The following is an 11,865-nucleotide window of genomic DNA, read 5'->3' on the forward strand; positions in this document are numbered from 1 at the left end:
AAAAATAGCTGACCTAAACTAGCTCTGATTGAGAGAAACTATTAATTGATACGTGTACAGCGCCCTTAGGATTCTAGCTCTGTCGCATTTGCAGTCATGAAAGATGAAAACAAAGCACAAACCCGCTAAAATGCATGAGCAGTTTTTATGGCAGGTTTGTTCTATATTCACTTGCCTATCTTTAAAAACACATCCATATCGTACAGACATTCATGTCTGATTGTAGAGTGTTGCAGTTTTTAGCAGAGATAACCACTCTTGTTTTAAGCAGGGCTTAACACTGTGGCATTAGCCAAGATACGCTAACTTATCAGATCATAGTGAGCTAGAGATTAAACACCCCCATAGTTTGACTAAGATTACAATCTTGAGTGGCACTCTCTGCTAAAAGCTGCAAACTTATTTAAATACCAGCACGTAAGTGCAGGTTTTTGGAAACAACAAAATGATCAAAGACTGGATTAAAGAAACCCGTCCACAGACATTGCTTTTAGGTGCTACTAATTGCGCTGTTGGCTGCGGTCTAGGCTTTTACTATGGAGCAGTTAATGCCTACAACATTGCAGCTGCTTTCTTAATTATCATCACTGCCATGCTCTTGCAGGTACTGTCAAACTTAGCTAATGACTATGGTGATGCCTTTAAGGGAGCTGATGGCGCTAATCGTTTAGGCCCTATCCGTGCTGCCATGACAGGTGCCATCAGCCTCAATGGCTTAAGACGCTTCATGGCTGTAGTTACCATTTTGCTAACTTTCACCGGTCTTACTGCTGTCTACATGACATTAGGCAACGATAGCCATGCTTTTGCTTGGTTTATCTTCTTAGGCGTTATCTCCATTCTTGCAGCAATTCTCTACACCTTAGGTGTTTCCTATGGCTATAGAGGACTTGGCGATATCTCTGTATTCTTATTCTTCGGTGTTCTCGCTGTAATTGGCCCACAGATCATGATTACCAATGCCTCAGGTAGTGGTTTTGAAATCTACCCTGATACCTTCATGCTCTGCATCAGCGTTGGCTTAGGCTCAGTGATGGTGCTCCACACTGCTAATATGCGCGACATTAAAGAGGATAAGATCACTGGTAAGCGTACTATGGCTGTGCGTTTAGGCTACCGTTTTGCCACTATTTACCACAGTGTATTATTTGCTGGTGTACTACTTTCTTCCTTTATCGCCTGCTTTATGTCCCACAAGGGCTGGGAAATTAGCATTCTGGCTTTATCCTTAATTCCTCTGGCCTCCTCTACTTACCGTACCATCATTAATGTACGTGACGGTTCTAAAGTAGCTCCAGAACTTAAGTACACTCTTATCGGTTGTGCCATTCACCACTTTGCATGGCTCATCGTACTGCTCGTTGATTTCTGGGTTTACTATTAAAAAACCACAGCATATGAGCATTGGCCTCCATGAGGCCATAAAAAAGGAGAGGCCATAAGTATCTTATGGCCTCTCCTTTTTGCATGCCTGTTTCAAACAAAATGCCGCAAGCAGTGGCATCTTTGTAGGCCAACAGCGCCATGCTATTGGCCTTAGGGCATAACAAATTGTTTGAGCGCTTAATAACTAGTTGTTTTAGCGCTTTAGGCACTAATGCCGCTCTGACGTAAGAGTGCATCAACCTCTGGCTTACGACCACGGAATGAGATAAAGCCCTTCATTGGATCGCTAGCACCGCCACAGGCCAGAATGTAGTCTTTAAAGTCCTCGCCAGCCTTCTCGTTGAAGATACCCTCTTCTTCAAAACGGCCAAAGGCATCAGCAGCTAAAACCTCAGCCCACTTGTAGCTATAGTAGCCTGCTGCATAACCGCCTGCAAAAATATGGCTAAAGCTATCTGGGAAACGGGCATCAGCATATTGAGGAACCACGCTGACTAAGTCTTTAACCTTACCTAAGGTCTCATAGACACGTGAGCCCTTCTCTGGGTCATACTCAAGGTGCAGTCTGAAATCAAAAAGGGCAAACTCAAGCTGGCGGAGCATAGCCATGGCAGACTCAAAGTTCTTAGCCTTAATCAGAGCATCAAGCTTGTCCTTTGGCAGCGGCTCTTTGGTGGTTTCGTGAGCAGATAAGAAGTTTAAAACCTCCTCTTGCCATGCATAGTTCTCGTTGAACTGAGATGGTAGCTCCACAGCATCCCAAGGCACACCATTGATACCAGAAACGTCAGCAATATCGATGCGAGTAAGCAGCTGATTCAGACCATGACCAAACTCGTGGAATAAGGTAACCACCTCATCGTGAGTGAGCTGTGAATCCTTGCCATTCATTGGTGGGGTGAAGTTGCAAACTAAGTAAGCAACTGGCAGCTGCAGTGAGCCATCATAGCGGTAACGGCGCGACATAGCCTCGTCCATCCAAGCACCACCACGCTTACCATCACGAGCATACAGGTCGATGTAGAAAGTGCCCATCTTGGAGCCAAAGCGGTCATAAATGTCGTAGCAACGAACATCCTCATGCCATACATCCACACCAAAACGAGGGCGGAAAGACACATTATAAAGACGCTCAGCGCAGGTAAATAAACCTGAAACTACCTTTTCAGTGCCAAAGTATGGACGTAACTCTTGTGGGTCATAAGAGTACTGCTCTTTGCACAGCTTTTGTGAGTAGTAAGCAACATCCCAAGGCTCGAGATCGCCTTCAAGACCATTTTTAGCTGCAAACTCTTTGAGCTCATCAATTTCTCTTTGACCTTGAGGCTTGGACTTACGAGCTAAATCCTCTAAAAAGTCGATAACCTCTTGTGGATCTTTAGCCATCTTAGTAGCTAAGGAGAGGTGGGCATAGCTTTCAAAGCCTAAGAGTTGAGCCTCTTCATGACGCAGGCGCAGAATGTTATCAATCTTATCTTGGTTATCCCACTTGTTAGCATTAGGACCCTTATCAGAGGCACGAGTTACATAAGCAATGTAAAGCTCTTTACGCAGCTCACGATTATCTGCATAGGTCATAAATGGCAGGTAAGAAGGAATGTCTAAAGTAAATACTAAGCCCTTAAGATCGCGCTTTTTAGCCTCAGCACGCGCCTGGTTGATCTGAGAGGATGGCAAGCCCTGGACATCATCTTCATTCTCGATATGTAAGATGAAGTTCTTGGTAGCATCTAACACATTGTTAGCAAAGTCAGACTGTAACTGAGAGAGCTCAGCACTAATCTGAGCATAGCGCTTTTGTTTGTCTGCAGGTAAATCCACACCTGAGAGGCGGAAATCTCTTAAGGAGTTTTCAATGGATTTCTTTTGTGCAGAAGTTAAGAGGCTATAAGCATCTGATTTAGAAATCTTCTTAAGTACATCGCACAGTGGCTTGTACTGTCCGACGAAGGTGGAGTACTCGGACATGATAGGCAAGCAGCTATCATGAGCCTTTCTAAACTCCTCGGTATTGCAAACGCTGTTTAAGTGAGAAACCACTGACCAGACACGAGAGAGCTTGTCATCGGCCTCCTCAATTGGAGCCATGACATTATCCCAGGTAGGATCGTTTTCATGTGCAGCAACTACTGTCTTGATAGTTTTAATGCTGGCATCAACAGCTGCTTTTACTGCATCAAACACATGCTCATGTTTAACCTGAGAAAAGTTAGGTAAGCCCTGTAATGCAGTTAATGGATTGATAGTATGCTCGCTCATGAATAACCTCAGCTCAGTCGGGCAATCCTAGCTATAAAAAAAGAGGCACATTAAACCTCACATTTCACAGCCATATATTCAGCACAGCAGCTTATATCTGATGCGTAGAACCACTACGCCTACGCACAATGCTGCTTCTAATTATTTAAATGCTATCTAACCTCTTTAGCTAGGTAGCCGCACCGACACCCCATACAAACAAGCGTACAGAGCCAGACTGCCCATACGAAACCTAGTGTATAGAGCTAGCAGCCCATACAAAATCTAGTGTATAGAGCTAGCAGCCCATACGAAACCTAGCGTATAGATCCAGCGGCCCATACAAAATCTAGTGTATAGAGTCATCCACACGGTGCATTTAGCTTGTTGCAAGAATCCTTAACAAGCTAAATTATCCATAGATTAACACCAAAGACTTAGTCTAGACAAAGACTCACGACAAATTTGCGGCACAGAACATCGGCCTTTGTACATATAAACCATCTGCAGCCTTTAGTATATGCACAATGTTCTTTGCAGTTAAAAGAAGGCGTTTGCAAGCTGATATTTAAATCATAAGTTAGCAAATTGGCTTACTTTCGGGCTTTGTGCTAAGATTGCGCTGTTTTGCCCATAGCAACTACTAACCTCAAGCGAAGCTTAGGCACTCTCTTAAGTGCTTCGTTTCAATCTGAGCTTATAGTTGCCTGGCAAATAGTTTGCTGCTCTTATTTGCACGCAAAATGCTCTAAACCTATGCTTTTTTACAATAAGGTAGATGCTTTTAGTGCAATTAAGATAACTTGGGAACATTCTAGGGATTAGCAGGGTCTTTTAGATAGGGTTACGGCACGTTAAACGTTGCCTCAATAAGTAATTTATCTTCACCATGCGCAAAGTACCTTTGTGCTTTAAGGATTTAGCCCGCTACATTTCACTGGTCTACTAGCTTGCTAGCTTGGGTTAACCAAACTCATGTTGCTCATTGCCATTTTCCACTAGCTCATTTTGAGTATAGTCGCGGCATCAAGCAGCTTAAATTTATACATTAGCCTATCTTTCAGCCTAAACTTGAGTTTTTAAGCTCATTTAAGGATAGGGCGATACCTTTTGACTTCTAGCTTGGACAACATGGCTAATGCGACTTATTAAGTTGCTACGCTCAGCGTGCGTAAATATAGTTGTGTACCCATAGCTAAGGGAATTCTAAGGCAAATGTAGTATCGTATTCAGGCTCTCAAGGCTCTATATATGCTCTCAGTTAATCGACTGTATAAGCTTGCTTAGGAGCCCCTTACATTTTGTCTATGTTGCATAGCATCTTGATGTGATGATATGAACGTCTTCTTTAAACTAGGCAGGATGTAGAAGATTAACAAGGATTTTTTTATATATGACTGACATTACTCAGGATGAGTCCTTAGATCTACTTGATGCATTAAAAGAGAAGCTCATTGAACACGAGCTCGATGCTATTCTCATCCCACATGATGATGAGTATCTCTCAGGAGATCTAACCCCTGACTGTGAGCGTATTGCCACCCTAACCGGTTTTACCGGATCTGCAGGTTATGTTTGCGTAACCGTAAAACAAAAGGGTGAGTTCCCTTTAGAAGCGACCAATCGCAAAGATGAAGCGGTTCAGGTAAATATTGAGCACGGCCAAGCTGTCTTTGTAGATGGCCGCTACAAGGTGCAGGTTAAAGAGCAAGTTGACGATGAGGTCTACGATACCTTTAACTTTGCTGAGGTAACTCCTTTTGACTACCTCATCGCCGTGTTGCCAAAGAAAAGCCGTGTGGGTGTCGACCTCAAATGCATCAGCCGCACTTATCAGCAGAAGCTCGAAAAAGAGCTCAACATGGCTGGTATTGAGTTAGTGGCTACTGATGAAAACCTCTTTGATGTTATTTGGGAGGGTCGCCCTCATCCTGTGTGCTCAGCAGTTGAGCTCTATCCTGATGAGTACAACGGCTGCCCAAGTTTACAAAAGCGTAAGAACTTAGCGAAGGCCCTGAGAGATCGTGGTTTAGATGCCACTATCATTTCACGACCTGAGTCTGTTTGCTGGCTTTTAAACATCCGTGGCCGTGACCGCGATTACCTGCCAGTTATCAACTGTCGTTTAGTCGCTTATGCCAATGAGGCTATGGAGTGGTACTTAAACTTAGATCACCTTACTGACGAGATTCAGGCCAACTTAGAAGATCATATTGGCCACATCGATATCTTCCCTGAGGCAGGCTTTGACGATGTTTTAGAGCGTTTAAGCTCCTCAAACTGTAAGGTCTATGTGGATAGTGCTAGCACTAATGCCCATATTTTTGAGCAGCTTACCGTTAAGGGTGCTCAAGTAGTCGAAGGCTTAGGTCTGTGCGAGATTCCAAAGGCTTGCAAAAACTCCATTGAGCTTGCCGGCGAGCATAAGGCCCACCTTAAGGATGGTGTAGCTTTATGCCGTTTCTTAGCTTGGCTTGATGACATCACTAAGGCAGACAATATCACCGATCTTGAGGCCTATCAGCGACGTATCGAAGACCTTGATGAGGCTGTTCTAGCAGAAAAGGCTGAGTACTTCCGTAAGATCGAGGGTGACTATATTGAGCCTTCCTTTGCGACCATTTCAGCTTTAGGCCCAAATGCCGCCATGTGTCACTACAACCATGCTGAGGTGTCAGAGGCACGTAAGTTTGGCAAGGATCCACTGTATTTAATTGACTCAGGTGCGCACTTTATTGAGGGCACTACCGATATTACGCGTACTATCTTAGTTGGTCCGAACCTCACTGAGCATATGCAGACCTTGTATACCTTGGTATTAAAAGCTCACATTGCTCTGGCCTCTACTATCTTCCCTCATGGTACTTGCGGTATGCAGCTTGATGCGATCGCTCGTCGTCCGCTGTGGGAGCATGGCTATGACTATGAGCATGGCACTGGTCATGGTGTAGGTCATCTACTTGCTGTTCACGAGGGTCCTCACAACATCTCCACACGTAGCTCTACTGTACCTTTAGAAGTTGGTATGGTTGTCTCGATTGAGCCAGGCTACTACGAGACTGATGAGTTTGGTATTCGTCTTGAAAACCTCTATGAGGTAAGCCGCTGCAGCCAAGCTGGCTTTACCGATATGCTGTGTTTTGAACCACTGACCTTAGTGCCTTTTGATACCCGTCTGATTATCCGTGAGATGCTCTCTCCTACAGAGCGTACTTGGTTAAATGAGTACCATCAGAACGTTCTGACCGTTATCAAGAACACTGCCACCACCCTCTCAGACCTTGAGGTAAGCTACTTAACCGAGGCTACTTGCGCGATCTAATAGCCGCCCTAAGGATAGCAGCTAGGCCCATAAAAATATGGCTACATCCACCCTCACTTAAGAGGGTGATGCCACCCTCTTTAAGTGTCATGAGTGCCTAGTTGTAGGGTTATTGCCACCCTCTTAAAAGGGTGGCTAGAATACGCACCTGCATTTTTGTGAACGTGCATATCCTGCAAGCCTCTTCATAATGTGAAAAGAGCGATGGCAGTAGATATAGCTAGTGCTTGGCTATTGCATATATAATGGCCACGGTGTGGTGAAGATGGGCCTTACGGTGTGGGCTTGTTAATACTTTGTTTTAGCGCCTTTTGAGGTGAATTAATAAGATGTTTCTCTTTAAAAACAGTCTGCCAAATTCAATTTACAGCCAGACTCGTCTGCAGCAGATGCCGCAAATTGCGGTAAAAGCTTCAGGCTATAACATCCTCGAGCGGCCTGCAAACTTTCATCAGCGTGTCTTAGAACTGATTGCCTCAGCTAAGGTACGTATCATGATGACCATGCTTTATCTACAAGACGACGAAGCCGGTAGAGAGGTCATGGAAGCCCTGTATGAGGCTAAAAGACGTAATCCAAAGCTATATATTCGTGTCTACGTTGACTTTCATCGTGCACAGCGTGGCTTAATCGGAGCTACAGGAGATAGCCGCACCAATGCCGACATGTACCGTGACTTTGCACAAGATCAAGAGCTAGCACCTCATGTCTATGGTGTACCAGTTAAACGTCGTGAAATCTTTGGCGTCATGCACCTTAAGGGCTTTGTCTTTGATGACACCGTACTCTACTCTGGTGCTTCTATTAACAATGTTTACGTTAACTACGCCAATCAAAAGTACCGTCTAGATCGCTACCACGAAATTCAATCCAAGGAATTAGCTAATTCTTTCTGCCGCTTCACTAATGAAGTGTTCCACATCAACTATGCAGTACAAGACTTCTCTCAAGGCAATATTCGTCCTGCCAAAGAGATGAAGAATGAAATTAAGATGCTACAGCGCTCTTTAACCAAGGCTCAATACACGGTTAAAGCAGCGCGAAAACTGCAAGATGATGAGGTTGGTATTACCCCACTGTCAGGTCTTAGCAAAAAGAACAATCAGCTCAATCGCTCTATTATTTGGGCACTTGATTCAGCTAGAAAGCACATCTTTATCTGCACTCCTTATTTCAACCCACCAAAGGAGCTTCTTGAGCACTTAGAGATGGCGCTTGAACGTAATGTTGAGATCACTATTGTGGTTGGTGACAAGGTGGCAAATGACTTCTATATCTCACCAGATAAGCCATTTTCACCAATTGGAGCCATTCCATATGTCTATGAGCAAAACTTAAAAGAGATGGTACAGCGCCATAAGCATCATATTGATGCTGGCAAGCTTAACATCCACCTGTGGCGAGACGGGATCAATACCTATCACCTCAAGGGTATGTTCATTGACCGCAATTTAGCTGTGATCACCGGTAATAACTTAAACCCACGTGCTTGGGCTTTAGACTTAGAAAACGGTTTATTTATCAACGATCCAAACCATCTTTTAAGTGAAAAGTTCATGCACGAAAAGCAGTATATTTTGCACCACACCACCAAGATCACCTCAGTAGATCAGCTCGACAGCTTTGATAGCTACCCTGAGCAGGTCCAAAAGATCTTAAAGAAGGTGCGCCGCTTAAGAGCTTCATTCATCATCAAGAAGCTTCTCTAGGCTAAATGCTCATCTGCATTTTGAAGCCATGGTTGCCTTAGCGACCATGGCTTTATATTTCCCGCAGTGCCTTGCGATCTGGGCTTTAAATTTCCCGCAATGCCTTAGCGACCATGGCTTTATGTTTTCACCCAATGGCTTTGCGATCTGGGCTTTAAAATGCCATCTATGCCTATCTACGACTCAAAGCCAATTGCGCTCATCTCTTTAGTGCACCTTACTTTGGCTAAACCATGGCTCAATTACGCAAAATCTCATTTGTCTTGGAGCTAAGAATTCCTTGTCTTTGCGCACTCCATGCAGATTTTCCAATAGTGTTAGGTAGGTTTTTGGAGTAGATCTCGTTTCTCACAACGGATATGACATTCAATCGCAACTAGCTTTCGACGCCTGATCTCAGATCTAAGATTACTCATACACAGTAGCAACAGCGCAACATTCAACTTCCGTTAGACGATCGATCTTGCCCTTGTCAATTCTCTAAGGCATTAGCTCTCATATGCGCCTAACCTAAGCTATCTTTAGTACGTGTCATGCTCTAAAATTTTTAGAGCGTCCCAATACAGCATTTGTGACACTCTAGTACAAGCTGCGCCTGCATGCATTCAAACAAGATAGAACAAGGAGCTAAGTATGCAAAATATGTCATGGAACTTAAGACTCGGCCTCTACTCCTTTTGTATCTTCTTTACCTCCTCAAGCTATACCATGTGCGTGCCATTTTTACCAGTGTACTTGCTTGAGCTTGGCGCTCCTGAAGAGACTATTGAGCTGTGGTCGGCCTTAGTGTTTTCGTCATGTTTCTTAATTGCAGGCATCATGGCTCCGATCTGGGGAAAGATCTCAGATGTTAAAGGCAAAAAGAGTATGGCGCTCAGATCAGCTATCCTGCTCTTTATTAGCTATGGTGTGGGAGGCATTGTCACTGCGCCTATACAGCTTTTAGGCATGCGTATCATTCAAGGCTTTGCCAATGGCTATTTACCCGTCATTCTATCGATGGTGTCTTCACAAAGCCCCAAAGAGAAAGTCGGCACTTCTCTTAGTTTTATTCAATCATCCATGCTTGCTGGTACCGTATGCGGCCCACTCATTGGTGGTCTTTTAGCTGAAGCTTTTGGCTATCGAGCCTCATTCTTAATAGCCTCAGCATTCTTGGCATTTATCACTGTAGTTACTTACATCATTCCAGACTCAGGTGATAAGTCTGAGATTACTCAAGAGCGAACCACCATCTTGCAGGATCTTAAGACCTGCTTTACTGACAAGGTCATTAGCGAGATTCTCGCTTTATTTTTCATCTTCCATCTCATCATGATGGCCATTCAGCCGCTACTCTCGCTGTACGTAGGACAGCTTTTAGGCGGCTATAGCGATATCGCCATTTATGCTGGTATTGCCGTTTCTGTCCCTCCAATGGTAGGAGCTATCGCAGCTCCAATATGGGGATTTTTAGGTCAGCGTCATGGCTATTACAGATCAATGGCTGCAGCTTTTATGGGAGCTGGCTTCTTTCTTATCTTGCAGTCATTTGCTCCAACCTACACCGTACTTATGATCTTAGCAGCCCTCATGGGACTGTTCATTGTAGGAGTAGTGCCAGCGCTGAATGCTTCTATCACCTTAGCAACTCCACCTGACTTTAAAGGCAGAGCTTTTGGTGCAGCTACTATGGCCACCCAATTTGGCTGTATGTTTGGCCCATTACTTGGCGCTGCGATCGCCAATCTTTTAGCCATACGCTATCAATTTGCTGTCTCAGGCACTCTGATGATTGTAATGAGTTTGTACACTGGCTATCGCTTCATCAAAAATCGCAAGGAGCGCATCGCCGCTACCGAGCATAAGGCCGAAGCCATGGCCAAAGACTATGATGAAACGATGTTCAATGACATTGACGTTTCTAGTCGCACAAATATTCACGGCACACTAGGCGAGTATCATCCAAAAGAGTCAATTCAAAATGCTACAAATCCTAAGCAACCAAAGTCATAAGATGATAGCTGATGAATAGGGCTCTGTACTCATAAGTGCCTTGCTAAAGTAATAAACGACACTACTCCTTTACTTTTACCTTCTTACAAAGAAGATGCGCTAATGACTTGAATGATCCCAAAGGTAAGTTTTAATGCAGTTTCCAGAGGCTTAATCGTTTATAAGCGACTCTAGCGTTACAGACGCATTCTCCTCTAGTCTGTATTCTTCGTCCTCAATTAAGTCAATAAGGCTTATATAGTCAGCGTCTGATATTGCACAATTGATAATGTGGCCATAATAGACAAGATCATCTAATGACTTACCATTGAAGTATCTATCCTTGAACAAATCATACTTACCAGTGTAATCATAATTATTTACCAAGTAGACAAAATCTGTCGTACTTAATTGTTTTACTTTCTCAAAATCCTCTTTTGTTATGATGCACCATGCTGCCATAGCATGCTCTAAAGTCATAATAGTCTCTAGCTGCACATTGCCCTCATCAATCACCACAGGCTTAGCGGCTTTCTTATCCCAAAATCTATATGGAGGGTTGATGCTATCCTCCACAATAGGGAAGCATATTTCAGTCTCAGTGCCTGAAAAGAAAGTCACAAATACCTGATCTTTAAAGGCTCCACTTGCGATTGAACGAATAGAGATTACGGCATCTGACACACAATAGCCGCCACTAGTTCCTAGTTGCAAAACCATAGCATAATCCTTGATTCCTGCGCTTTCTAAAGCCTGAGTCCATGCCACTTTTATTAATGAATCAAACGCTGAACTGTGATCCACCTGCAAACCATAAATGAATAAGGACTCGTAGCTTTTTTCACCAACTTCAACTAGCACACCATTTCTGCGTGGCTTCACTTCTTCGTTGAAATATTCGCCATTAAAAGTGCCTCTAGCTACCATATTTAAAGGTGTATAAATAGTCTCATGCCAATTAAAGTCGTAAAAATCCCTAGTGAAAACATTTGTATCACGAACTGGGTGTAACCTTAAGTGCTTATACCACCCTGCTATAGTGTTAAATCTAAGCTTGCTAAACAGCTTTTTCTGTTGCTCTTTAGTAGCATCAAAGAAAATTGCAATATTCATTGACATATTTCAACTAAATCCCTTTTCACTTGAAAGCTAAGTGCGATCATACGAACTACTTCTAATTAACACTTAATCTTACATAAGATTAGCTTTTGAATCCTGCTTACACATTTAACTCAT

General features: G+C 43.6%; 6 protein-coding genes. 4 read left to right on the top strand and 2 right to left on the bottom strand.

Annotation, left to right across the window (positions count from 1 at the left end; translation table 11 throughout):
- Positions 1-445 precede the first annotated feature (445 nt).
- Positions 446-1,384: a 1,4-dihydroxy-2-naphthoate octaprenyltransferase gene (gene menA / locus RDO37_RS01110; RefSeq protein ID WP_052338989.1), complete on the top strand. Its 939-nt coding sequence runs from the start codon at positions 446-448 to the stop codon at positions 1,382-1,384.
- A gap of 203 nt (positions 1,385-1,587) precedes the next feature.
- Here the strand turns inward: menA and prlC are convergent, their stop codons facing one another.
- Complete coding sequence (gene prlC / locus RDO37_RS01115; RefSeq protein WP_308497825.1) at positions 1,588-3,645, bottom strand: oligopeptidase A; 2,058 nt, start codon at positions 3,643-3,645, stop codon at positions 1,588-1,590.
- Positions 3,646-5,017: 1,372 nt separating this feature from the next.
- Between prlC and RDO37_RS01120 the strand changes: the two genes are divergently transcribed.
- From RDO37_RS01120 to RDO37_RS01130, 3 genes are all read left to right on the top strand, one after another.
- Positions 5,018-6,946 (top strand): aminopeptidase P family protein, encoded by a 1,929-nt coding sequence (locus tag RDO37_RS01120; protein ID WP_308497826.1) that lies wholly within the window; start codon positions 5,018-5,020, stop codon positions 6,944-6,946.
- Positions 6,947-7,275: 329 nt separating this feature from the next.
- The gene (pssA, locus tag RDO37_RS01125; RefSeq protein WP_052338941.1) at positions 7,276-8,655 is read left to right on the top strand and encodes a CDP-diacylglycerol--serine O-phosphatidyltransferase; all 1,380 of its coding nucleotides are present in this window, start codon (positions 7,276-7,278) and stop codon (positions 8,653-8,655) included.
- Positions 8,656-9,288: 633 nt separating this feature from the next.
- The gene (locus RDO37_RS01130) at positions 9,289-10,650 is read left to right on the top strand and encodes an MFS transporter (protein WP_308497827.1); all 1,362 of its coding nucleotides are present in this window, start codon (positions 9,289-9,291) and stop codon (positions 10,648-10,650) included.
- Positions 10,651-10,800: 150 nt separating this feature from the next.
- Here the strand turns inward: RDO37_RS01130 and RDO37_RS01135 are convergent, their stop codons facing one another.
- Entirely contained in the window at positions 10,801-11,748 is a 948-nt protein-coding gene (locus RDO37_RS01135) for a hypothetical protein (RefSeq protein WP_308497828.1), read from the bottom strand.
- Positions 11,749-11,865: the final 117 nt, after the last annotated feature.

The sequence above is a fragment of the uncultured Anaerobiospirillum sp. genome, assembly GCF_902485895.1.
GTDB lineage: Bacteria > Pseudomonadota > Gammaproteobacteria > Enterobacterales > Succinivibrionaceae > Anaerobiospirillum > Anaerobiospirillum succiniciproducens.